Annotated in this window: 16 protein-coding genes; 9 read left to right on the plus strand and 7 right to left on the minus strand. The window is 70.9% G+C overall.

Going from position 1 to position 23,982, the window contains the following annotated elements:
* Window positions 1-151 precede the first annotated feature (151 nt).
* Window positions 152-1,909: a UvrD-helicase domain-containing protein gene (locus IF20_RS34945; RefSeq protein WP_110944845.1), complete on the minus strand. Its 1,758-nt coding sequence runs from the start codon at window positions 1,907-1,909 to the stop codon at window positions 152-154.
* Between the two features lie 659 nt (window positions 1,910-2,568).
* On the opposite strand from IF20_RS34945, the gene IF20_RS34950 reads away from it, so the two are divergent.
* The 5 genes from IF20_RS34950 (at window position 2,569) to IF20_RS34970 (ending at window position 11,078) form a co-directional block, all read left to right on the plus strand.
* On the plus strand, window positions 2,569-5,277 hold the full coding sequence (locus IF20_RS34950) for a DEAD/DEAH box helicase (protein WP_052869509.1): 2,709 nt from the start codon (window positions 2,569-2,571) through the stop codon (window positions 5,275-5,277).
* Window positions 5,274-7,847, plus strand: a complete 2,574-nt coding sequence (locus IF20_RS38675; RefSeq protein WP_234426964.1) for an SWIM zinc finger family protein — start codon at window positions 5,274-5,276, stop codon at window positions 7,845-7,847. The genes IF20_RS34950 and IF20_RS38675 overlap by 4 nt, the downstream gene beginning before the upstream one ends.
* A gap of 9 nt (window positions 7,848-7,856) precedes the next feature.
* Window positions 7,857-9,740, plus strand: coding sequence for a helicase-associated domain-containing protein (locus tag IF20_RS34960; RefSeq protein WP_052869476.1), 1,884 nt, complete (start codon window positions 7,857-7,859; stop codon window positions 9,738-9,740).
* A gap of 148 nt (window positions 9,741-9,888) precedes the next feature.
* Entirely contained in the window at window positions 9,889-10,542 is a 654-nt protein-coding gene (locus IF20_RS34965; protein WP_052869477.1) for a nucleoside/nucleotide kinase family protein, read from the plus strand.
* A gap of 83 nt (window positions 10,543-10,625) precedes the next feature.
* Complete coding sequence (locus IF20_RS34970) at window positions 10,626-11,078, plus strand: type II toxin-antitoxin system PemK/MazF family toxin (RefSeq protein ID WP_052869478.1); 453 nt, start codon at window positions 10,626-10,628, stop codon at window positions 11,076-11,078.
* A 33-nt stretch (window positions 11,079-11,111) separates the two neighbouring features.
* Here IF20_RS34970 and IF20_RS34975 read toward each other — a convergent pair whose 3' ends face one another.
* The 3 genes from IF20_RS34975 to IF20_RS34985 all read right to left on the minus strand — a co-directional run bounded on the left by IF20_RS34975 (window position 11,112) and on the right by IF20_RS34985 (window position 13,413).
* Entirely contained in the window at window positions 11,112-11,663 is a 552-nt protein-coding gene (locus IF20_RS34975) for a DUF1697 domain-containing protein (RefSeq protein WP_052869479.1), read from the minus strand.
* 104 nt (window positions 11,664-11,767) lie between these two features.
* A complete protein-coding gene (locus IF20_RS34980; protein ID WP_052869510.1) occupies window positions 11,768-12,274 on the minus strand; it encodes a methylated-DNA--[protein]-cysteine S-methyltransferase in 507 nt (168 codons plus the stop codon).
* A gap of 242 nt (window positions 12,275-12,516) precedes the next feature.
* Window positions 12,517-13,413, minus strand: a complete 897-nt coding sequence (locus IF20_RS34985) for a glycerophosphodiester phosphodiesterase (protein ID WP_052869480.1) — start codon at window positions 13,411-13,413, stop codon at window positions 12,517-12,519.
* Window positions 13,414-13,836: 423 nt separating this feature from the next.
* Between IF20_RS34985 and uvrB the strand changes: the two genes are divergently transcribed.
* Both uvrB and IF20_RS34995 read left to right on the plus strand, forming a co-directional pair.
* A complete protein-coding gene (gene uvrB / locus IF20_RS34990) occupies window positions 13,837-15,978 on the plus strand; it encodes an excinuclease ABC subunit UvrB (RefSeq protein ID WP_052869481.1) in 2,142 nt (713 codons plus the stop codon).
* 315 nt (window positions 15,979-16,293) lie between these two features.
* Entirely contained in the window at window positions 16,294-17,298 is a 1,005-nt protein-coding gene (locus IF20_RS34995) for a TerC family protein (protein ID WP_052869482.1), read from the plus strand.
* A gap of 66 nt (window positions 17,299-17,364) precedes the next feature.
* Here IF20_RS34995 and IF20_RS35000 read toward each other — a convergent pair whose 3' ends face one another.
* Both IF20_RS35000 and IF20_RS35005 read right to left on the minus strand, forming a co-directional pair.
* Window positions 17,365-18,021 (minus strand): MBL fold metallo-hydrolase, encoded by a 657-nt coding sequence (locus IF20_RS35000; protein WP_052869483.1) that lies wholly within the window; start codon window positions 18,019-18,021, stop codon window positions 17,365-17,367.
* A gap of 102 nt (window positions 18,022-18,123) precedes the next feature.
* Window positions 18,124-18,852 (minus strand): maleylpyruvate isomerase family mycothiol-dependent enzyme, encoded by a 729-nt coding sequence (locus IF20_RS35005; RefSeq protein WP_052869484.1) that lies wholly within the window; start codon window positions 18,850-18,852, stop codon window positions 18,124-18,126.
* 599 nt (window positions 18,853-19,451) lie between these two features.
* On the opposite strand from IF20_RS35005, the gene uvrA reads away from it, so the two are divergent.
* Complete coding sequence (gene uvrA / locus IF20_RS35010; RefSeq protein ID WP_052869485.1) at window positions 19,452-22,484, plus strand: excinuclease ABC subunit UvrA; 3,033 nt, start codon at window positions 19,452-19,454, stop codon at window positions 22,482-22,484.
* Between the two features lie 371 nt (window positions 22,485-22,855).
* Here the strand turns inward: uvrA and IF20_RS35015 are convergent, their stop codons facing one another.
* Window positions 22,856-23,431, minus strand: coding sequence for a rhodanese-like domain-containing protein (locus IF20_RS35015; RefSeq protein WP_052869486.1), 576 nt, complete (start codon window positions 23,429-23,431; stop codon window positions 22,856-22,858).
* 93 nt (window positions 23,432-23,524) lie between these two features.
* On the opposite strand from IF20_RS35015, the gene IF20_RS35020 reads away from it, so the two are divergent.
* Entirely contained in the window at window positions 23,525-23,794 is a 270-nt protein-coding gene (locus IF20_RS35020; RefSeq protein ID WP_199896900.1) for a metal-sensitive transcriptional regulator, read from the plus strand.
* The last annotated feature ends 188 nt before the right edge of the window (window positions 23,795-23,982 follow it).

A 23,982-nucleotide genomic window follows, 5' to 3' on the forward strand; every position in this document is an offset into this window, starting at 1 on the left:
GTCCACCGGCCTCGGCTCATCGAGAGGCCCAGTTGGCCGGCTCCCTACCTTCCCGGCATGCTCCGGCCGTCTGAGCTGCTGTCTTCCTCAACCCGGGCTGCTCCCTTCTCCTCCAGCTCTTCCTCAAGGATCCTCCGGTCGGGGCTGCCCGTCACGTGGCTGCTTCGGCCTGTGGACAACTTGCGAGAGAACTCGGAACGGGAGGGGGATCGCTACCTTCCGTGTTCGCGCCCCGGCGTTCGGCACGGGCTCCGACGTCACCGCTTCGACGCCACCGTTCCGACGCCGCCGCTCCGATGTCACCCGCCGGGTGACTGTTGATCCAGGAGAGTCCGCCGAGGTCGAGGCGTCGCCGGGCTCGGGTGACCGCCACGTACGCCAGCCGCGCTTCAGCGAGGTCGATCGGGCCCGGCAGACGTTCGCCGTTCTCGTCGGTGTCCTCCAGCTCGACCGGCTCCGTGAAATCGGCAGCGATGCGCACGCTCGGCCACTCCCGCCCCTTCGCGCGATGGGCGGTCGACACCGTGGTCTCGGCCGTCTTCTCGCTCGACAGGCACCGCAGTGCACGGAGGACGTTCTCGGCGCTGTGCTCGTCGAGCAGCTCGACCAGCGGCAGCAGGTCCCGGCCGGACGGGTCGGAGGTGGCGTACTCCCGTAGTTCCTCCCAGGACTCGAACAGCATCAGCTCCGGGTGGGTGGTCCGTCTACCGCCCTGGAGGTCATGGGCAGCCCGGGCCAGTGTGGTCAGCGTTTCGTCACCGCCGGCCAGTGCCACTCTGCGCCCGTCCGACAACAACCTCATGACCTCGGCCATCGCGCCGGCGTTGGAACGGCACAGGACCGCATCGGGGCGAGGAACGGGGCCCAGCTCTGTGTCGAGCAATCGTGATCCCGTGAGCCGGACGGGGGCGTCGACGATGGCCAGCCAGCGGTTCGCTTCCACCGCCAGTACAGGACCGAAACGGAACGAGCGGGAGAGCGTGAGCTGTCTGCCGCGGAACCCGGTCATCACATCGCGTGCGCCTCGCCAGCCGTAGATGGCCTGGGCGGAGTCACCGACGAGAACGAGCTGGGCATGTGCACGCTGGGCGTTGAAGACCTGCTCGACCACCGGGTTGGTGTCCTGAGCTTCGTCCAGGAGCAAGAAGTCGGTCTCGATGAGTGGTGCGCTCAACGCCCACATCTTGAGGTAGTGGTCGTGCTCGAAGCGGACAGCTCCACGATCCGGCTTCTGCAGGTCGGCCCACGCCTTGCGGGCGTAGGGGAGGGCGATCTCTGCCAGCTGATCGTGTTGTGCGTCCGCCTCGGCGCCGCGGAGACGTGGCACGTGTGCGGCAGTGAGTGTCGGATCGGCGGATCGGCAGAAGTTGGTGACCGTGCCCAGGACTGTGCAGGAGAGGGCCTTGCTGGTCACTGTTCGTGAGCCGAGACTCAGTCGAAACCCTGCGTCGATGCCCAGAGCGGCGCCGGTGCGCCAGCCTGCCTGGCGCGGGGCGCTCATCCGCCGCCGGAATCGGTGGCCGACGGCCGCGTACGCCAGGGAGTGCGCCGTACTGCATGTGACATGGGCGGGAAAGCGCCGGGCTGCGTCCTGCGCGATGGCTTTGTTGAAGGCGAGGTATCGGCCGGGGCGGCGGGTGCTGCGGGCGAGCAGGGCCAGCGTGGTCGTCTTGCCCGTGCCCGCCCCGGCCTGGATCACCAGATGGTCGCCTGCGTGAAAGGCGTCGGCGGCGGCCAGCTGCTCGTCGGTGGGGGAGTGGCGAGTGACTCCTGCCGAACCGCGGTCGGGTTGTGCGTCGGGCGGTCGGCTCCGGTTGCGTGGCGTGCCGGGCGAGGGCGTGGGCCCGGCCACTGAGGAGGCAATGAGGGCGCGGGTCGGGGCGGTGAGCGTACGGGGCTGGTCGGACATGAGTCTCCTCCTGCGGGATCGTGTGGGTCGGGTTCGGGTGGTGGGCGGACCGGCGGCAAGGCGCTGACGTCTGTTCGCCGCGCTCGCCGCACTCACCGCGCTCGCCGCGTTCGGTGAACTACGGAGAGTTACTGACGTGGGAACGTTAGCGGATCGCGGTGAGTTGTGGGCGGTGAATTTTTGACCAGCGACTATGCCTGTGGATAACCGTTCGGCGGGGCGGCTGGTCGGGCGTTGTCAGTGCCGTCTGCTTCCATGAATTTCACGTTGGGTCGCGGCATCGCCGCCGCGGTCGCTCAGCGGACGCAAGGGGGAACAGATGGAGGCGACCGTAGACTCGCGAGTCGGGGCACGACACGAACGGAACGACATGGCAAGACGGTGGGAGATGAGCGCGGAGGATGAGGCCGGGGACCCCCGGTCCACCGATGCTCTGTCGTCCGCGTCGTCCGCGTCGTCCGCGTCGTCCGCGTCGTCCGCGTCGTCCGCGTCGTCCGCGTCGTCCGCGTCGTCCGCGTCGTCCGCGTCGTCCGCGGAAGGTCGCCTTCTGGAGTCCGGACGGTCTGCCGCTGCCCGAGCCCGCCGGAGCGGCGGAAGCGAGGGAGCTGAAGGTCGTGCGGCGGCACGGCAACTCCGTCCGTAGCCGTACGGTTCCCGCGTTGTGCCTCACTATCGCCGACGCCCTGCCATTGCTCGTCCGGGCACGGCACGACCCGTCGGCGCATCCCGCTGCGGCCTGCTGGGGCGCTGCTGCTTGGCAGGCGCTGCACCTCGCGGCGCGCGGTCGCCTGCTCCCAGGCCTCACCGCCGGTGATGTGGACGCCTGGCGCGCCGGCCCGTGGGACGCCGAGGACGCCGCGCAGGTGCGAGCGATCGCCGCCGCCATGCCCGCAGAGGCATACGCAGTCCCCGTGCCCGACAGCAAGCCACTGCAACTGCATGCACCGAACGCACTGGTCCGTGCCTTCATCGATGCCGTCGTGGACGCCCTGCCGCGCACACCGGCAGCGGCACACGTGGCGGGCGCCCCGTTCGCCGCGGAGGAGCCCCAGCGGTTGCCTGGCGCGCGGGACTGGGCCGCAGAGGTCGCAGCCGGCGTGGACAGCGGAGTGCGGATCTCCCTGCGCCTGGATCTGGCCACACACGAGCTGTTCGACATCTCGGCGGAGGAGGAAACGCCGAAGACGCCGGAGACGCCAGAGGCTGAGGTGCCGGGAGCGGAGGCGCCAGAAGCGGAGACGACCGCGGGAGCGACAGGGGAGACAAGCGGCAGGGCCGGGGCTGCAGCAGCCGTGCTTCAGGTCAGCCATCTCACCGATCCGACACTCGTCGCCGACGCCCGACAGTTGTGGGAAGGGGAGGCGCCCGACGGGTTCGGGCCGCGCGCCCAGGTGGACACGCTGCTCGCGTTGCGGCGGGCGGCTCGTGTCTGGCCCCCGCTCGGCCGACTGCTCGACCGCGCCGTCCCCGATGTGCTGTCACTCGACGAAGATGAGCTGTACGAGCTGTTGGGGGACGCCGCACCGCGCCTGAGGGCTGCGGGAGTCGCCGTCCACTGGCCCAAGGAGCTGGCTCGAGGCCTGACCGCGAGCGCCGTCCTACGGCCCGCGCCGGGGTCGGCCGCCGACGGTTTCGGTTTCTTCGAGGCCGAGCGGCTGCTGCGCTTCGAATGGCAGATGGCCCTCGGCGGAGTCCCCTTGAGCGACGCGGAGATGAACGTGCTCGCCGAGGCGCACCGCCCCCTCGTACGGCTGCGTGACCAGTGGGTGCTGGTGGACCCCGCACTCGTACGCAAGGCCCGCAAGCGCGAGCTGGGGTACCTCGACCCCACCGAAGCGCTCGCCATGACGCTCGCCGGAGAGACCGAGGTCGACGGGGAGCGCGTCGAGGTCGTACCGCTCGGAGCGCTCGCCGGCCTACGTACGCGCCTCACCTCCGACGCCGCACCCCTGGAAAAGCCTGCCGGACTTCAGGCCACGCTCCGGGACTACCAGCTCCGCGGCCTGGCGTGGCTGGACCGCATGACCACCCTCGGGCTCGGCGGCTGCCTCGCCGACGACATGGGCCTGGGCAAGACCGTCACCACCATCGCCCTGCACCTGCACCGCGACCACCCCGACCCGACCCTCGTGGTCTGTCCGGCCTCGCTGCTCGGCAACTGGCAGCGGGAGATCGAGCGGTTCGCCCCCGGCGTGCCCGTACGGCGTTTCCACGGGACGGGCCGCAGCCTCGCCGACCTGGACAAGGGCGGTTTCGTGCTCACCACGTACGGCACGATGCGCAGCAGTGCCAAGAGGCTGGCCGAGTGCTCCTGGGGGCTGATCGTCGCCGACGAGGCGCAGCACGTGAAGAACCCGCAGTCGTCCACGGCCAAGGCGCTGCGCACGATCCAGGCGCCTGCCCGGGTGGCCCTCACCGGCACCCCCGTGGAGAACAACCTCTCCGAGCTGTGGGCCCTGCTCGACTGGACCACTCCCGGGCTGCTCGGGTCGCTCAAGTCCTTCCGGGCACTGCACGCCCGCGACATCGAAGGTGGTGAGGTGCCGGGTGCCGCGGAGCGCCTCGCCAGGCTGATCAGCCCCTTTATCCTCCGGCGGAAGAAATCCGATCCCGGAATCGCCCCGGAACTGCCGCCGAAGACGGAGACCGACCATCCGGTGCCGCTCGGCCGGGAGCAGGTGGCGCTGTACGAAGCGGCCGTTCGCGAGACGCTCGCACGCATCGAGGCTGCCGACGGCATGGCGCGACGCGGATTGGTGATGAAGCTGCTCACAGTCCTGAAGCAGATCTGCAACCACCCTGCGCAGTACCTGAAGGAGGCCGCGCCCGGTCTCACCGCGCGCTCCGGAAAGCTCGAACTGCTCGACGAACTGCTGGACACCATCCTCGCGGAGGACGGTTCGGTGCTGATCTTCACACAGTACGTGGAGATGGCGCGCCTCCTCGAAGAGCACCTCGGCGCCCGTGGTGTACCCACTCAGCTGCTGCACGGCGGGACGCCGGTTGCCCAACGGGAGGCGATGGTCGACCGCTTCCAGGCTGGGGACGTGCCGGTCTTCTTGTTGTCGTTGAAGGCGGCGGGCACGGGCCTGAACCTCACCCGTGCCGGGCACGTGATCCATTACGACCGCTGGTGGAACCCGGCTGTGGAGGAACAGGCGACGGACCGCGCCTACCGGATCGGGCAGACGCAGCCGGTTCAGGTCCACCGGCTGGTCACGGAAGGGACGGTGGAGGACCGCATCGCCGAACTGCTCACCGCGAAGCGCTCCTTGGCCGAAGCCGTGCTCACCGGAGGCGAGGCCGCGCTGACCGAACTCACCGACGCGGAGCTCGCCGACCTCGTCACGCTGAGGAGGACGGCATGACCGGTCACGAACACGGGCAGCACGGCGAGCACGAGCAGCACCATGAGTACGAGCAGCATGACGAGTACGAGCAGTACGGTGAGCACGATGAGGCGCGGGCGTCTGCGGCCATGGGCGAAGGGCTGGAGAGGGTCCGCAGGGAGCTGGAGCGCGGACGGGCCAGGGCGCGGGCGCGCGAGGCCGCGGCGGAGGAGATCCGTGCCCGGGAGGCCGAGGGCGCGCCGGGCAGCGCCACCCACGTACCGGGCAAGGCTGACCACGAACCGGGCAAGGCTGACCACGCACCGGGCAGCGCTGCTCAAGAAGGGGACGATGGCGGCCCCGGTGCAGGCGAGCCGCGCGCGGGGGACCGTATGCGGCAGGCCGACATCCGTACGCAGCGGATCGACGAGGCCGAGGAGGGGGACAGCGGGCAGACGTCCGGGACTCGGCAGCGGAGCGAGGCGGCCGAGCGCGCGCGACGGGCGGTGCGACGTACGGGCGAGGGACCGCGGAGCGTCGGCCACGAGTCGGCCGGGACAGCGGCTCCGACGAACGAGGGTGAAGCGGACGCCGGACTGTCCTCCGCAGGAACACGTGGTGCTGCAGGCATAGGCCGTAGCCGTGCAGCCGAGCGGGCCCGGCAGGCGTTGAAGCGGGCAGCCCCTGAAGCGAGGCGTGCCAGGGAAGAAGCCTCCCGGCCCCCGGCCCGGGAGTCGCAGCAGGGCGCGGGTATCGCCGAGAACGTCGCAGGCGGCGCAGACGGTGCAGACGGCGCAGCGCAGGCGGCAGTGCGCCGGAGCGCGGCCGCAGAACGGGCCCGCCAAGCGGTGACCCGCCCTGGGCGGACCAGGACGCGCTCCGAGGACGACCGCCGGAACCGCGAGGATCGAGAGGACAACCAGGGCCGCGAAAAACACGAAGGCCGCGAAGACCGCGAGGACTACGAAAGCCGCGAGGACCGGCACGATGAGGCCCGTTCCGAAGCGGGCTCCAGCGACGAACGCCGCCCCGAGGGGCGCCACCCCGAGGAGCGCCGCCCCGAGGAGAGTCGCGACGGCCGTCCCGCCGCTCATTGGTCGGCTCCAGGCCCTGTCCCGGCCGACGTGACCAGCGACCACGACCAGCTGCAGGTACGACGGCAACAGGCCTCGAAGCACGCGCCGCAGGGCCCAGGGCGTGTGGGGGACGCCCTGGGCGGCGGAGGCGACCGGGGCGCTGCGAGCGCGGCGGTGGACGAAGCAGCGGCGGCGAGTCGGGTCGCGGGGCGGACCCGGGTGTTCCCCGCGGTGGCGGCCGGCGGTGTGGACGGTGAGGAGTTCGCCGAGACCTGGTGGGGCCGGGCATGGCTCGAAGCGCTGGAGAGTACGGCGCTCGACACGGCGCGGCTGGCACGGGGCCGGGACTACGCGAGCGGTGGGCACGTGGGCCGCATCACCGTGGCCCCCGGGCGCATCTCGGCGCCCGTGACGGGGAGTCGGCCCTATCCCTACCGGGCCGAGCTCCGCCTGCGGCCCTTCTCGGACGCCGTGTGGGAGGCCTTCCTCGACGGCGTGGCTGCGCGGCCCGCTCACCTCGCCGCACTGCTGGGCAGGACCCTGCCGCGCGCGCTGGCCGAGCGTGGGGACGAGACGGGCGTACGGCTGTTGCCGGGCCCTGGGGACCTCGTACCGCGCTGTTCGTGCCCCGATCGGGGGCACCCCTGTAAGCATGCCGCGGCCCTCTGTTTCCAGGCCGCGCGCCTGTTGGACGCCGACCCGTTCGTGCTGCTCCTCATGCGCGGGCGCGGCGAACGCGAGCTGCTCGACGAGCTGTCGCGGCGCAACGCCACGCACAGTGCCGACACCGAACGAGCGGCCCGTGCCACGCTGCCCGTGGTCCCGGCGCGTGCCGCGGTGCAGGCACGGGAACTTCCGCCGCTGCCGCCCCCGTTGACCGTACCGGAGCACCCCGGTCGGCCCCCGGTGCTGCCGACGGCCGACGACCCCGCCATCGACCCGGCCGCCGTCGAGCTGCTGGCCGCCGATGCCGCCGCCCGGGCCCGTGCCTGCCTGGCCGCCGCGCAGGCTGCCGCTGCATCTCCGGAACACTCCAGCACCGCGTCTCGGGAACGTTCCGGCGGCGCGTCTGGGGAGCACGGCTCCTCGCCGTTTCCCGCTCGCACCCTCTGGGAGGACGCGATCCGGCTGGTCGCCGGGGCGCATCCCACCTCCGGGCTGACCGCCAGCACCAGGGAGATCTACCGCGGCGTGGCCGAGGCCACCGGCCGTCCGGTGAGCGATGTGGCGCGGGCGGTGGCCGCCTGGCGGCAGGGCGGTGCCGAAGGTCTCGACCTCCTGGAGTCGACGTGGGATCCGCCGGCCGGTGACTTCGACCGCGCCCGCAGCGCCCTGTCGTCCGCGGACCTTCCCTCGCTGCGGCCCCGGCACAACCACCTCACGGACGCCGACCGCGGCATACAGCTCCGCTTCGGCCGTGACGGCCGCTGGTACCCGTACGAATCCGACCCCGGTACGGAGGACTGGTGGCCCACCGGCCGCGCCGACGACGACCCGGTGGGCGCCCTGACCCCGCTGCTCGCGACTGAATAGAGTCACCCCGTGGAAGGTCTCGACACACTCACCAGCGCGCTGGCGCGGCGGACGCCCGAGCGGCTCGCCGTGCTGCTTGCCCGGCATGCCGAGCCGCTCTCGCGTCGGCCGGCTCCCGCACGGCTCCGGGAACTGGCCGCCTCCCTCTGGTCGTACGAAACGCTCCACCAAGTGGTGCTCGGGCTCGACAAGCCGGGGCTGCACGTACTGGCCGTGACCGCGCGGCTCAGCCAGGAGCGCGCCCGGCAGGAGGCGCACGGGCCGGCGGCGCCCGAGCCGGGCACCGGGTACCAGTCCCTCATGGCCCACCGGCTGGCCTTCCCGGATCTCGCGGCGGAGCCGGTGCCGGTGGCCGAGGTGTACGCGGCCCTGACAGCGGCCGGGCACGGTGGCGACGCGGACCGTGAGGCCATCGGGGCGGCGCTGGAGGGGCTGTACGAGGTGGCGCTCGCCGCGCCGACGGAGGACGGCCGGGTCGTCGTCCCACCGCGTACGGCGCAGTTGATCGGCGGGCGTGATCTCGGGGAGTTCGAAGCCGCGCCGTCAGTCGAGGAGACCGCCCAGGCCCCCGACCCCGCCCCCGAGCAAGCGTTGATCGCCGAGTCGCAGGCTGCGGCTGCCGGGCTCGGTGGGGCGTTGGAGCGGTTGCTCGCGGCGCTGGCGGTGCAGCCGGCGGCGCTGCGCAAGTCGGGCGGGCCCGCCGTGCGGGAGATCAAGCGGCTGGCGAAGGCCGCCGGCACGTCCGAGCCGCGTACCCGGCTCCTCCTGGACCTCCTGCTCGCGGCCGATCTGATCGCGCTGACCCGCACGCCCACCGGAACCGTCGCGCTGCCCACCGGCGGTTACGACGACTGGCTCGCGCTGCCGCCCGGGGAGCGGCTGGTGCCCGTCCTCACCGCGTGGGCCGGGCACTGGGCGATCGCGACATGGACGCCGTTCGGGGAGGCCCCGACTGCTCTGGAGCGCGGCGACGACCGCCGGGCCCCCGCGCTGCGCCACGGACTGCTCGCCGCGCTCGCCACCTGCACGGAGGGCGGGGCGGGCCGCGGCGTGCCGGTCCCCGCGCTGGATGCGCCCTCGCTGGAGGCGCTGCGGCCGTTGATCGCGGTCACGGCGTGGCACCGTCCGCTGGCCGTTGCCGACGAGCCGCTGATCCTGGAACGCGCCGCCCACACGCTCGACGAGGCCGCCTTCCTCGGGCTCGTCGCGTACGGGACGCTCACGCCGCTCGGCCGGGCTCTCCTGCGTACGGAGACGGACGCCGACCCCGCGCCGTTGCGCGGGGCGCTGCGGTCGCTGCTTCCACCCCCGCTCGAACAGGCCCTCTTCCAGGGCGATCTGACGGCAGTCGTGCCGGGGCCGCCCTCCACGGCGCTGTCCACGCTGCTCGCGCTCGTCGCCGACCGGGAGTCCGAGGACAGTGCCACCGCGTGGCGGTTCAGCGGCGCGTCCGTCCGGCGGGCACTGGACGCGGGCCGCACGGCGGACGCGCTGATCGAGGACCTCACCGCGGTGTCCGCCACGGGGCCGCTGCCGCACCCGCTCACGTACCTGATCAAGGACACGGCGCGCACGCACGGGCGCATCCGGGTCGTACGCGCCGGCTGCTGCATCCGTTCCGACGACCCCGCCCTCGTGGCGGAGCTGGCCGCCCACCGGGCGCTGCGCGACCTGGGACTGCGGGCGATCGCGCCGACCGTGCTGGTCAGCGCGCAGGAGCCCGGGCCCACCCTGGAGGCGCTGCGTGCGGCCGGTTATGCCCCGGCCCTCGAAGCCGAGACCGGGACGACCGTCGTCGAACGCGCGCCGACGCATCGCAGTCGGGCGCCGCTCCGCAAGCCCGCCGATCATCTCGCCGTGGCTCGGCGGCTGTTGGACGGCGAGTCGGAGTGAGGGCGTGGGCGGGGGCGTGACGGGGAGGGAGAGAGCCCTCCGGCCGGCTGTCCGTGCGGCCGGAGAGCCTCCCACATCATGATCAACTAAGCGGCGCACGAGGTCAACGACGTGCCCGGCCGGCCGGTCGCTCCGGCAGAATGGTGGGGTGCGGCTGGAAGCGATCACATGGGAACGGCTGACCGACGCGCTCGCGGAGGAGGCGGCGGGCAGGACGGCACAGGACGGCAGCCCGTGGCTGCGCGTGGGCATCGACGCAGCCCCTGCCGCGCGCCCCGGCGACTTGGCCGGGCGGCTCGCCGAAGCGTTGCGGCTGCGCGGCCGGTTCGTGCAGAAGAGCGGCACCTACGGGTTCCTGCGGCCGGCGTCGCTGCGGCTGGAGTACGGGCGGCACGACCCGGACGCGTACTACGGCGAGTGGTTCGACCGGCAGGCGCTGTGGCGGGAGGTGTTCAACCCGCTGGAGCCCGGCGGCAGCGGCCGCATCCTGCCGGACCTGTGGGACCCCGAGCGCGACCGGGCGACGCGCAGTCCGTACGTCTCGCTGCCGCCCGGCGGTGTCCTGGTGCTGCACGGCCCGCTGCTGCTCGGACACTGGTTCCCGTTCGACCTGACCGTGCACCTCGGACTGTCCGAGGGCGCGCTTCGGCGGCGTACGGAAGAGGGCGAGCGGTGGACGCTGCCGGCGTTCGAGCGGTACGAGACGGAGGTCGCGCCCCGGGAGGTGGCCGACGTGGTCGTACGGGCCGACGACCCGCGACGCCCCGCATGGGGTGGTATCGGTGCACACGGGGGAGCGTGAACCCGCGCAGCCTCCGGCGCCCGAGCCCGTGCCTTCGGTAGCCCTCACCGTTCCTTGATCCACTGGCCGTTACCGTGAGGCGCATGGCAATCGATGAAGTGGGCGAACAGGCAGTGCTGCCGGGCAGCACGGGGCCGACGGCGACTACGGAGGCGCATCCGCGCACGGTCGGCGCGGTCAGGACGGTGTACGCGCCGGACCACGACGGTGATCCGGACCCCGGCGAGATCGTGTGGACCTGGGTGCCGTACGAGGAGAACGACGGGCGCGGCAAGGACCGGCCCGTGCTGGTCGTCGCCCGGGAACCGGCGGGCACGCTGCTCGCCGTGCAGCTGTCCAGCAAGCGGCACGACGACCACGAGTGGATGGCGATCGGTGCCGGCCCCTGGGACCGCGCCGGGCGGCCCTCGTGGGTCGACCTGGACCGGGTGCTGCGGGTGCATCCGGACGGGATGCGGCGGGAGGCCTGCGCGCTGGACCGCGGCCGCTTCAACCTGGTCGTGAACCGGCTGCGGGAGCGATACGGCTGGCGCTGAGCCGATGCGGCCGGGTCGGATGCGGCCCGCGCGTCATCCGTCGTCGGTCGCCGCCAGGATCTTGAGGACGGTGTTCCAGTTGCGGGCGGTGGCCGTGACGCCCAGCTTGACGCTCGCCGCGGTGACGGCCACGGCCAGCTGGGAACGGCCGATGCCGCCCGGACACCAGAGGTACAGGTCGCGGCCGAGCAGCCGGAACGCGTCGGGCGCGTACCCGGCCGCATCCAGGACGTCCAGCGGGGCCGTGTCGGCGGGCGGCTCCGACAGGAACGTGAGGTGCAGCGTCTTGGGCTCCGCCGCGGCCTGTGGGAAGGGATTGGCCGCCACGGCCGCGGCGAGCTCGTCGCGGGTGCGCACCATGACCGGTACGGGAAAGCCCAGGGCGTCCGCGAAGCCGGCCTCCAGGCTGCGCGCGGTTTCCTCCGGCGGGGTGCCGGGATCGGCGAAGACGATGTTGCCGGTCTGGAGGAGGACGGTGACGTCCTGGAAGCCCAGCTCCGCCATGAGGGCGCGCTGCTGCGCCATGGGGAACTTCCTGTGTCCTCCGACATTGATGCCGCGGAGGAGGGCCACCTGGCGAGGCATGGGCGGGACCTTTCGGGAAAGGAGCGGGAGTCCGGGTGGGACGCACGCGGCCGGCGGCTCGGAACAGTGGCTGCCAACGGCTCGGAACAGTCGCCGCGGTCGGTTCAGAACAGCGGCTGCGGGAGCACTCCCTCCAGCGCCAGGAGCTGCCGCTTCGTCTCCAGCCCGCCGCCGAAGCCGCCCAGCCCGCCACCGCTCTCGACGACGCGGTGGCACGGCACGACGACCGGCAGCGGATTGGAGCCCATCGCGACGCCGACCGCACGCGCGGCGCCCCGCTCCCCGACCCGGTCCGCCAGGTCCTGATAGCCGACGACCGTGCCGTACGGGACGTGCGCTGCCAGCTCGCGGAGCACCCGCTCGTTGAACCCCGAGGACAGCGACCAGTCCAGCGGAACCGTGAACTCCCGCAGCTCTCCGGCGAAGTACGCGACGAGCTCCGCGGCGGCGGTGTCCACGGCCGGTATCGCGGCGACCGGCTCGGGGCCGAACGCGCCGCGCAGCCGGGCGAGCGACCGGGCCCGGGCCCGCTCGTCGGCGTGGAAGACGACCATGGCCAGCCCTGCGCCGGTCCCCGCGAGCAGGAGCGGACCGATGGGGGTGTCCAGCATGCGCCAGGCCCACTCGCGCGGCGGCCGGACCGGCGTCTGCGCGCCGTCGCGCGCGGCCGCCGGGGCCGGGCCGGTGCGCTCGGTGGCGGACGCGTCGGCGGTCGCCGTCGCGGGGATTTCGCGTTCCTCGGAAATCGTCACGGCTTCAGCCTAGGGCCGCCCACCGACAATCGCCGTGGGGAGCGGAAATGCCGGTCACCGCTCCCGACGGCTGGGGCCTCAGCCCCGGAAACACCCGGCCCTTACGCGGCCGGGACCTGGAACCCGGCGTCCTTCACGGCGTCCCGTACGACGTCCGGCTTGTTGGTGATGATGCCGTCCACGCCCCAGCCCGCGACCTTCTTCGCCGTGGCCGCGTCGTTGACGGTCCAGGTGTAGACCTCCAGCGGGCGCCCGTGCGCGCCCTCGAAGGCGTGCACGGCCGAGACGTAGGCCATGTTGATCGAGGTGTGGCTGGGGTTGATCTGGTCGGTGAACTGCGCGTACTTGGGCAGGTCGGCGACGGCCGGGGTGCCGAGGAAGCCCGTCTTGATGTCCGGCCGCAGCTCGTGCACCTTCTTGACCGAGTCACCGTTGAAGCTCTGGATGATCAGCCGGCGCTTCACGTGCTGCCGGTCCATCCAGCCCTCGCGCCGCAGCTCCTTGATGGTCTGCGCCTCGATGCCCGGGTAGAGCTCGGGGGACTTCAGCTCCAGAAGCAGCTTCTGGTGGTTGTGGCTGACCGCGTCCATGTAGCGCTCCAGCGTGGGGACCCGCTCGCCCTTGAACTTCTCGCCGAACCAGCTGCCGGCGTCCAGCTTGCGGATCTCGCCGAGGGTGAAGTCGGAGATCTTCCACGGAGAGCGGTTCGGGTACAGCTCCTCGACGTTCGTGGTGCGGTTGAGCGTCGTGTCGTGCATGACGATCAACTTGCCGTCCTTGGTGCGCTGGACGTCGTTCTCCACCCAGTCGATGCCCATGCGGTGCGCCGCGTTGATCGAGGCGATGGTGTTCTCGGGCGCGTACGCCGAGGCTCCTCGGTGTGCCACGGTGACCGGTCTGTGCGGGTGGTCCGCGGCCTGGGCGGCGGCAGCGGGGAGGCTGAACGCCGTCAGCCCTACGAGCGCGCCGGTAACGGCGGCAACAGGCCGAATGTGCATACGGACTCCTCGGATTCGTCGGCAGCGGGGGGTGGTCGGCGGCAGGTTCCCAGCGAGGGTGTACTGGAAGATAGGTCAGAGATGGACATAAATTGAACGAGAAGTGTCGTGTGTCCTGGGTTTGGGACCGTCCGGGGTGGATTTGTGGGGTGTGGCCGCGCAACGGGAGTTCTGGTCGCGCCCGGGAAACCGCCGCTTGACCGGCGTTCGAGGGTCCCTGGTGGCAGATCGTCGCCTTTTCATCCATCGACTGCTTTGGCTGGTTCATCCCTTACCTGTCGCCGCTGCCTCGCATAGGCGGGCGGTGGCGCAGCCCGCAGGGATGGATCAGGCGTCGTTACGGCGAGTGCCCGGGTGTTCGCTCCATGTCGTCCTCGGCGTCACGGGCCCCGGTTGTCAGTGGCGGGTCGTACGGTGGGTGACATGCGGCCCGTTTCCCACATCGAACGCACGGTGGCGCCTTTCGAGGTCGTCAGTCCCTATCAGCCCAGCGGCGATCAGCCGACGGCCATCGCCGAGCTGGAGCAGCGCATCCGAGGCGGTGAGAAGGACGTCGTCCTGCTGGGCGCGACCGGCACCGGCAAGTCGGCGACGACCGCGTGGATGATCGAGAAGCTGCAGCGCCCGACCCTGGTCATGGCGCCCAACAAGACCCTCGCCGCGCAGCTCGCCAACGAATTCCGCGAACTGCTGCCGAACAACGCCGTCGAGTACTTCGTCTCGTACTACGACTACTACCAGCCCGAGGCCTACGTCCCGCAGTCCGACACGTACATCGAGAAGGACTCCTCGATCAACGAAGAGGTCGAGCGGCTGCGCCACTCCGCGACCAATTCGCTGCTCACCCGGCGGGACGTGGTCGTGGTCTCGTCCGTCTCCTGCATCTACGGCCTGGGTACGCCGCAGGAGTACGTCGACCGGATGGTCCCCCTGAAGGTCGGCGAGGAGATCGACCGCGACCAGCTGCTGCGCCGCTTCGTCGACATCCAGTACACGCGCAACGACGTGTCGTTCACCCGCGGCACCTTCCGGGTGCGCGGCGACACCATCGAGATCTTCCCGGTCTACGAAGAGCTCGCCGTCCGCATCGAGATGTTCGGCGACGAGATCGAGGCGCTGTCGACGCTCCACCCGCTCACCGGCGAGGTCATCAGCGACGACCAGCAGCTGTACGTCTTCCCCGCGAGCCACTACGTGGCGGGCCCCGAGCGCATGGAGAAGGCCATCGCCGGCATCGAGGCCGAGCTCGCCGACCAGCTCGCCAAGATGGAGAAGCAGGGCAAGCTGCTGGAGGCCCAGCGGCTCCGGATGCGTACGACGTACGACATCGAGATGATGCGGCAGATCGGCACCTGCTCCGGCATCGAGAACTACTCGCTGCACATCGACGGCCGCGCGCCGGGCACCGCGCCGAACACCCTCCTGGACTACTTCCCGGAAGACTTCCTGCTGGTCATCGACGAGTCGCACGTCACCGTGCCGCAGATCGGCGCGATGTACGAGGGTGACGCCTCCCGTAAGCGGACCCTGGTCGACCACGGCTTCCGGCTGCCGTCCGCGCTGGACAACCGGCCGCTGAAGTGGGAGGAGTTCCAGGAGCGGATCGGGCAGGCCGTCTACCTCTCCGCGACGCCGGGCCAGTACGAGCTCTCGCGCGGCGACGGCCACGTGGAGCAGATCATCCGCCCGACCGGCCTGGTCGACCCGGAGGTCGTCGTCAAGCCCACCGACGGGCAGATCGACGACCTGGTCCACGAGATCCGTACGCGCACGGAGAAGGACGAGCGCGTCCTGGTGACCACGCTCACCAAGAAGATGGCCGAGGATCTCACGGACTACTTCCTGGAGCTCGGCATCCAGGTGCGCTATCTGCACAGCGACGTGGACACGCTGCGCCGCGTCGAGCTGCTGCGCGAGCTGCGGGCCGGTGAGTACGACGTACTGGTCGGCATCAACCTCCTCCGGGAGGGCCTGGACCTGCCAGAGGTCTCCCTGGTGGCGATCCTCGACGCCGACAAGGAAGGCTTCCTGCGGTCGGGCACGTCCCTGATCCAGACGATCGGCCGTGCGGCGCGCAACGTCTCCGGCCAGGTGCACATGTACGCCGACAAGGTCACCCCGGCAATGGCCAAGGCCATCGACGAGACCAACCGGCGGCGCGAGAAGCAGCTCGCGTACAACAAGGAACACGGCATCGACCCGCAGCCGCTCCGCAAGAAGATCAACGACATCGTCGCGACGATCGCGCGCGAGGAGGTCGACACGCAGGAGCTGCTGGGCACGGGATACCGCAAGTCGGCAGACGGCAAGGACGCCAAGGGCAAGGCGCCGGTGCCCGCGCTGGGTGGCGCGGCGGAGAAGGGCGGCAAGAGCGGCAAGAAAAAGGCTGCCGCCACCCCGACGGACCGGCCCGCGGCCGAGCTCGCCGAGATGATCGAGGAAATGACCGAGCGCATGCGGGCGGCCGCCGCTGAGCTCCAGTTCGAGGTCGCTGCCCGGCTGCGCGACGAGGTGGGGGAGCTCAAGAAGGAGCTGCGCCAGATGAGGGAGGCAGGGCTGAAGTAAGCGGGGGAACGGGCAGAACGGTAGGCGTACGGGCGTGGCCTGTACGCCTACCGGCATGTCGAGAGGAAGGCGGGCGCTCCTTGAACCTGCCCCGACCTGCGTTTTTGCCAAAATCTTTACTTAGCCATGGCGTTCCTTTACTCTCGATGGTGCGGAGGGGAGTATTCCCGCAGCGGCGTACCCGTCATCACGGATCGGATGGAGATCCCGGGGCGTCGGCCCACAGAGTCGCCGAGCACGGTGCGCGACCTCGGGCGGAAGAGACCTCCGGCAGCGACGACGCTGTTGTGTTGTTACGAACCTGCCGGAGGAGCAGTGGACGTTTCCCTGACCATGTGGGTGCTGACCATTGTCGGTCTGTGCGCCCTGATCACCGCCGACTTCTTCATCGGGGGCCGCAAGCCGCACGACGTATCGATCAAGGAAGCCGGCATCTGGACCGGTGTCTGGATCGCGCTCGCCGCCCTCTTCGGGCTCGGACTTCTTCTGTTCGGCGGCGGACAGCCGGCCGGTGAGTTCTTCGCCGGCTTCATCACCGAGAAATCGCTGAGCGTCGACAACCTCTTCGTCTTCGTCCTGATCATGGCGAAGTTCGCGGTGCCGTCGATATACCAGCAGCGGGTGCTGATGGTCGGCGTACTGATCGCGCTCGTCCTGCGGGCCGTCTTCATCGGCGCCGGCGCGGCGATCATCGCCAACTTCTCCTGGGTCTTCTACCTCTTCGGCGCCTTCCTCATCTGGACGGCCTGGAAGCTCATCCAGGAGGCGCGGGCCGAGGAAGAGGACGAGGAGTTCGAGGAGAACCGCTTCCTGAAGATGGTCGAGCGGCGCTTCCCGTCGACCGACAAGTACCACGGCACGAAGCTGTTCATCGTGGAGAACGGCAAGCGCCTGATGACGCCGATGTTGATCGTCATGCTGGCGATCGGCACCACCGACGTCCTCTTCGCGCTGGACTCGATCCCCGCGATCTTCGGCCTCACCCAGGACCCGTACATCGTGTTCACCGCCAACGCCTTCGCCCTGATGGGTCTGCGGCAGCTGTACTTCCTCATCGGCGGACTGCTGAAGAAGCTGGTCCACCTCTCGTACGGCCTGTCGGTGATCCTCGGCTTCATCGGCGTGAAGCTGGTGCTGCACGCACTGCACGAGTCGGGTGTGCACGTCCCCGAGATCAGCATCCCGGTGTCGCTGGGCGTCATCTGCGCCGTACTGATCATCACGACGATCACCAGCCTGCGGGCCTCGAAGAAGCAGGCACAGACCGAGGCGGCAAGCCACGCGCCGCAGGACGAGCAGAAAAAGTCCATAGGCGCCTGACGCCGCAACGCACACGCGGTGTGCGGGCCCCGCCCGCACACCGCGCCTCCTCGATCGTCCGTGGCTCTACCAGCCGCGCTCGCGCCACTCCGCGAGGTGCGGGCGCTCGGCGCCCAGGGTGGTGTCCGCGCCATGGCCCGGGTAGACCCAGGTCTCGTCCGGCAGCTGCGCGAAGAGCTTGCTCTCCACGTCGTCGATGAGGCTGGTGAAGTGCTCGGCGTCGCCGTGGGTGTTGCCGACCCCGCCGGGGAAGAGGCAGTCGCCCGTGAAGAGGTGGGGGTGGCCGTGCGGGTCGTCGTAGACCAGGGCGATGCTGCCGGGCGTGTGGCCCTTCAGGTGGCGGGCGGTGAGCGTGACCCGTCCGACGCTGATGGTGTCGCCGTCGTCGACCAGGACGTCCGTGGGAACGGGAATGCCGTCGGCGTCATAGCGGCCGGCGAAGGTCCGCGCGCCGGTCCGCTCGACGACCTCGCCGAGCGCTCCCCAGTGGTCCTGGTGCCGGTGCGTGGTGACGACCGAGGAAATGCCGCCGTCGCCGATCAGCCCGAGGAGCACGTCCGGCTCCGCCGCGGCGTCGATCAGCACCTGCGTATCGGTTGCGCGGCAGCGCAGCAGGTAGGCGTTGTTGTTCATCGGACCGACCGCGATCTTGGAGATGATCAGGTCGGTCAGCTCATGCACGTCGGCCGGTCCGCCGACTTTGACTGCTCCGGTGTACGCCATGCCCGCAGCCTACTGGCCGGGGTCCGGGGAAAACCGGGCGCGGGCGGTCCGGCGACCGCGCTGTGTTCGAAGCCGGGGTCAGCGGTCCGGTCGTGCCCGGGATCAGCGGTCCGGCAGCTCCGGCAGGGCGGCGTCGCCGTCGGTCGAGAGGCCGGTGCCCGAGGTGCGGCCGGTGAGCCAGCCGACGAGCGCGGTGGGGGAGCCGCTGACGGTGAGCGGGGTGCCGTCCGCGCGACCGGTCCGCCAGCTCCGCCCGTCGTCCGTGCGCAGCCGCAGCGCGACGACCCGGTCGTCGTCCTTCAGCCGCCGCTCCGCGAGGAAGGCCAGCTCGGCGTCCACGTACTCCGTGGCCAGGTGGTCGATCGTGTAGCCGACGCCGAGGTCCACGTGGTGCAGTTCGACCTCGGCGAGGCGGCGGAAGGGCAGCCGCCCGGCCCGCTCGAAGACGCCGTTCCGCATCTCCACCTCGAACGTCAGGCGCTCGGGGCCCAGGGCCGCGCAGGCCGTCTCCCAGCGCTCGGCGGCGGACCGCAGGTCCTCCAGGTGGGCGGTGAGCGGGCGGTCGGCGTCCCGCTCGATGTCGGCGTCGCGGGCCGCGGGGGAGGCGTACATGGGCGTGGGCGTGCCCGTACGCGCCCATGTGAAGAGGTTGACGAGGGCGTCGGCGTTGCGGGCGAGGTGGGCCAGCACGTGGCCGCGGGTCCAGTCGGGCAGAAGGGAGGGTTCGCCGACGGCCTCGTCGTCGAGTTTGCCCATGGAGACCAGGAGGCGGTCGGTGGCGGCGTGGACGGCTGCCGCGTCGTACGCGAATTCCTGTGCGATGTCGGTCATGGACCGAAGCTAGCGCCGCCATCGTCCCGGCGGGAGTCGGCGCGCGTCGCCAGCCGGGAGCGCGCGACCGGCGTGGCACGCGCCGCGGCGGAAGGGATCGGCCGGTCGCGGTGTTGAGGGAGGTTGAGGGAGGGGGTCGCCCGGGGCGGCGTGGCGCGGGTCCGGTGTCGGTCGCGGGGCTGTCCACGACCGGATCTCGATCACATATCCGCAGGTCAGGAGTGGTGTCAACGGTTCGCGAGAGGGCGTTGTCAGACCCCGGCGTTACGGTGAATGACGCGGTGGGCTCTGCCGTCCGGAAGGGCCGTGTGCAGGCGTGTGCAGGTCTTCGACACGGCGCCGCCAGGCGGTCGGAACCACCGTGCAGCAGGCCACTCGGCGCTCGCGTGCCGGGCCACCGGCGTCTTCGCGTCAGTGGAGCGCCGCCCGGCCACACCTTCGGGTGAACCCGGTCGGCGGAAACCGTAAATCGAATGCACGTGCTATAGGCTCGTGTGTGGCATCGAAACGACATTGAACAGACATTGCCGCGACGGCCCCCATACCCTGGGGCGGGGGTGCGCGGCACCCCGCCCCTCTCACGAAAGGTGCCGACCGGCGTGACAGACCGTCTCATCGTCCGTGGCGCTCGCGAGCACAACCTCCGCAACGTCTCGCTCGACCTCCCCCGTGACTCCCTCATCGTGTTCACGGGTCTCTCCGGGTCGGGCAAGTCCTCGCTCGCGTTCGACACGATCTTCGCCGAGGGGCAGCGGCGCTACGTCGAGTCGCTGTCCTCGTACGCCCGGCAGTTCCTCGGGCAGATGGACAAGCCCGACGTGGACTTCATCGAGGGCCTCTCCCCGGCGGTCTCGATCGACCAGAAGTCGACGTCGCGCAACCCGCGCTCGACGGTCGGCACGATCACCGAGGTCTACGACTACCTCCGCCTGCTCTTCGCCCGCATCGGCAAGCCGCACTGCCCCGAGTGCGGCCGCCCGATCGCCCGCCAGTCGCCGCAGGCCATCGTGGACAAGGTGCTGGAGCTGCCCGAGGGCAGCCGGTTCCAGGTGCTCTCGCCGCTGGTTCGCGAGCGCAAGGGTGAGTTCGTCGACCTCTTCTCGGACCTGCAGACCAAGGGGTACAGCCGGGCCCGGGTCGACGGCGAGACGATCCAGCTCTCCGAGCCGCCGAAGCTGAAGAAGCAGGAGAAGCACACGATTGAGGTGGTGGTCGACCGCCTCACGGTCAAGGACAGCGCCAAGCGCCGGCTGACCGACTCCGTCGAGACGGCGCTCGGCCTCTCCGGCGGCATGGTCATCCTCGACTTCGTGGACCTCGACGCCGACGATCCGCAGCGCGAGCGGATGTACTCGGAGCACCTCTACTGCCCGTACGACGACCTGTCGTTCGAGGAGCTGGAGCCGCGCTCCTTCTCCTTCAACTCGCCGTTCGGCGCCTGCCCCGAGTGCACCGGCATCGGTACGCGCATGGAGGTCGACCCCGAGCTGATCGTCCCGGACGAGGACAAGTCGCTCGACGAGGGCGCCATCCACCCCTGGTCGCACGGCCACAACAGGGAGTACTTCGGCCGCCTGATCGACGCGCTCGCCGACGCGCTCGGCTTCCGTACCGACATCCCGTGGGCCAGCCTGCCGCAGCGCGCCAAGAAGGCCCTGCTCAACGGCCACCGGACCCGTATCGAGGTGCGCTACCGCAACCGCTACGGCCGGGAGCGGGCGTACACCACGCCGTTCGAGGGCGCCCTGCCGTTCGTGCGGCGGCGGCACTCCGAGGCGGAGAGCGACTCCAGCCGCGAGCGCTTCGAGGGCTACATGCGCGAGGTGCCCTGCCCCACCTGTGAGGGCACGCGCCTGAAGCCGATCGTGCTGGCCGTCAGCGTGCAGGGCAAGTCCATCGCCGACGTCGCTGCCATGTCCATCAGCGACTGCGCCGACTTCCTGCGCGACATGAAGCTGGACGCCCGCCAGAAGAAGATCGCCGAGCGGGTGCTCAAGGAGGTCAACGAGCGGCTGCGGTTCCTGGTCGACGTCGGCCTGGACTACCTCTCGCTGAACCGCGCGGCCGGCACGCTGTCCGGCGGCGAGGCCCAGCGCATCCGGCTCGCCACCCAGATCGGCTCCGGCCTGGTCGGCGTGTTGTACGTGCTCGACGAGCCGTCGATCGGCCTGCACCAGCGGGACAACCACCGCCTCATCGAGACCCTGGTCCGCCTTCGCGACCTGGGCAACACCCTCATCGTCGTGGAGCACGACGAGGACACCATCAAGACCTCGGACTGGGTGGTGGACATCGGCCCCGGCGCCGGTGAGCACGGCGGCAAGGTCGTGCACAGCGGCCCGTTGAAGGAGCTGCTGGCCAACGAGGAGTCGATGACCGGGCAGTACCTGGCCGGCAAGAAGGTCATCCCGACGCCGGACGTGCGCCGGCCCGTCGACCCCGAGCGCCGCCTCACGGTGCACGGCGCGAAGGAGAACAATCTCCAGGACATCGACGTGTCCTTCCCGCTGGGCGTGCTGACCGCCGTCACCGGCGTCTCCGGCTCGGGCAAGTCGACTCTGGTCAACGACATCCTCTACACCCACCTGGCGCGCGAGCTGAACGGCGCCAAGTCGGTGCCGGGCCGGCACACCCGGGTCGAGGGCGACGACCTGGTCGACAAGGTCGTGCACGTGGACCAGTCGCCCATCGGCCGTACCCCGCGGTCGAACCCGGCGACGTACACCGGCGTCTTCGACCACGTCCGCAAGCTGTTCGCGGAGACGATGGAGGCGAAGGTGCGCGGCTACCTGCCGGGCCGCTTCTCCTTCAACGTCAAGGGCGGTCGCTGCGAGAACTGCTCCGGCGACGGCACCATCAAGATCGAGATGAACTTCCTGCCGGACGTCTACGTGCCGTGCGAGGTGTGCCACGGGGCGCGGTACAACCGCGAGACGCTGGAGGTCCACTACAAGGGCAAGTCCATCGCCGAGGTGCTGGACATGCCGATCGAGGAGGCGCTGGACTTCTTCGAGGCGGTGCCGACCATCTCGCGCCACCTGAAGACGCTCAACGAGGTCGGCCTCGGATACGTCCGGCTCGGCCAGCCCGCGCCGACGCTCTCCGGTGGTGAGGCGCAGCGCGTGAAGCTGGCGTCCGAGCTGCAGAAGCGTTCGACGGGCCGCACGGTCTACGTGCTGGACGAGCCGACGACCGGTCTGCACTTCGAGGACATCAGCAAGCTGATCCGCGTGCTGTCCGGGCTGGTCGACAAGGGCAACTCCGTGATCGTCATCGAGCACAACCTCGATGTGATCAAGACGGCGGACTGGCTCGTGGACATGGGCCCGGAGGGTGGCAGTGGCGGCGGCCTCGTCGTCGCCGAGGGCACGCCGGAGCAGGTCGCGGCAGTCCCGGCCAGCCACACCGGCAAGTTCCTGCGGGACATCCTCGGCGACCGGGTCAGCGACGCGTCCCCGTCGAAGAAGACCGCGGCCAAGCGCTCGGCGGCGAAGACGCCGGCCAAGAAGACGGCGACGAAGAAGGCCGTGGCCGGGAAGACGGTGGCCGCCGAGAAGACGCCCAAGAAGAAGACGGTCACGAAGGCGGTCAAGCCGAAGACGACCCGCGGGAAGGGGAAGGCCGCGGGGTAGAGCGGTAAGGGCCGCGAGGGGGCGCGGGAAGGCCGCGAGGGGGACCGGCCCGGGGGAGCCCGGGCCGGTTGCCTCGGGGGCGGACGTCTGGGGGACGCGGTGGTGGTTCGGCCGCGCGCTTGTTGGCCGACGTGACGGCTGTATGGCCACCGGCCGGTCCGCCGTAGGCCGTCCTCCCCATTCGCTGTAGGCCACCCGCCCATCCGCCCCACCCGGCCATCCGCTGTACCCCACCCGCCCATCCGCCCCACCTGTCCTGCTCGCCCCGAGTGAGTTCGGAGTGGGTTCGGAGCGCGTTTGGAGTGGGGTTTCGGCGGTTCCGTGGCCTTCGGGGGCGGGGGTCCCCGTGGTGTCGGTGGGCGGTGCGGTGGTCAGTTCTCCAGGGAGTGGAGGGTGGCTGTGAGGGACGGGGCTGCGGCGGGGCGACGGTTGTGGGGGAGCTTGGCCAGGGCCTTCGCCATGCCGCAGGTGTCGGTGACGGCGGAGAAGACCAGACCGGCGCCGATGGCGGCGGAGAGGTACTTCGCGCCCGGCAGGACGCGGTCGGCGAGTACGCCGGCCAGCACGATCGACCCGGCGGCCAGTCGTACCTGGCGCTCCATGGGCCATACGGCGCGGCCCTCGGCCGGGCGCTCCAGTGGATGGCCGACGGCGGCCCAGGCGCTGGTGCCGCCGGTCACCGAGGCGGCCGTGACCCCGGCGTCGGCGAGCAGGTCGCAGGCGGTGGCGGAACGGTTGCCGCTCGCGCAGACCACGGCGAGCGGCCCCCGCGCGGTGACCGAGCGCAGGGCCGGTACGGCTCGGTCGAGCTGGTCGAGGGGGACGTTGTGGGCGCCGGGGATGTGCCCCGAGGCGTACTCCCCGGGCGTGCGGACGTCGATGAGCGTCAGCTCCGGAAGGCGGGGACGGAGCTCTTCGACCGACAGGGGAGCGGCGGGGGTGGCCATGGGGATCCTCTCGCAGACGTGCGGGAATGCGGGTACAAGGACCAGCGCTACCATACCCGTGGGGGTATTCGTGGAAAGGAGCGGGCCGTGGAGTTGCCAGCAGAGGAACTGAAAGGCGCCGTCAACCGGCTGCGCCGGGCCCAGGGGCAGATCTCCGGGGTCATAGGGATGATCGAACAGGGCCGGTCCTGCGAAGAGGTCGTCACGCAGCTCGCCGCGGCCTCGCGCGCCCTGGACCGGGCCGGTTTCGCGATCATCGCCACGGGCCTGGAGTACTGCCTGACGGACGACGGGACCGGACCGGAGATGGAGCGCGACGAGATGCGCGCCAAGCTGGAGAAACTCTTCCTGTCGCTGGCGTGAGCCGCCGGGATGACGCGAGCCGGCGGGGTGGCCCACCACGGGACGACGTGTGCCGGCGGCGTGACGTGATCACCGGGACGGCGTGTGCCGGCGGGGTGATGTGGCCACCGGGACGGCGTGTGCCGGCGGGGTGACGTGACTGCCAGGACGGCGTGTGCCATTGGGACGGAGTGTGGCAGCGGGGCGCC

Origin of the sequence: Streptomyces niger, assembly GCF_000718305.1 — a bacterium.
GTDB lineage: Bacteria > Actinomycetota > Actinomycetes > Streptomycetales > Streptomycetaceae > Streptomyces > Streptomyces niger.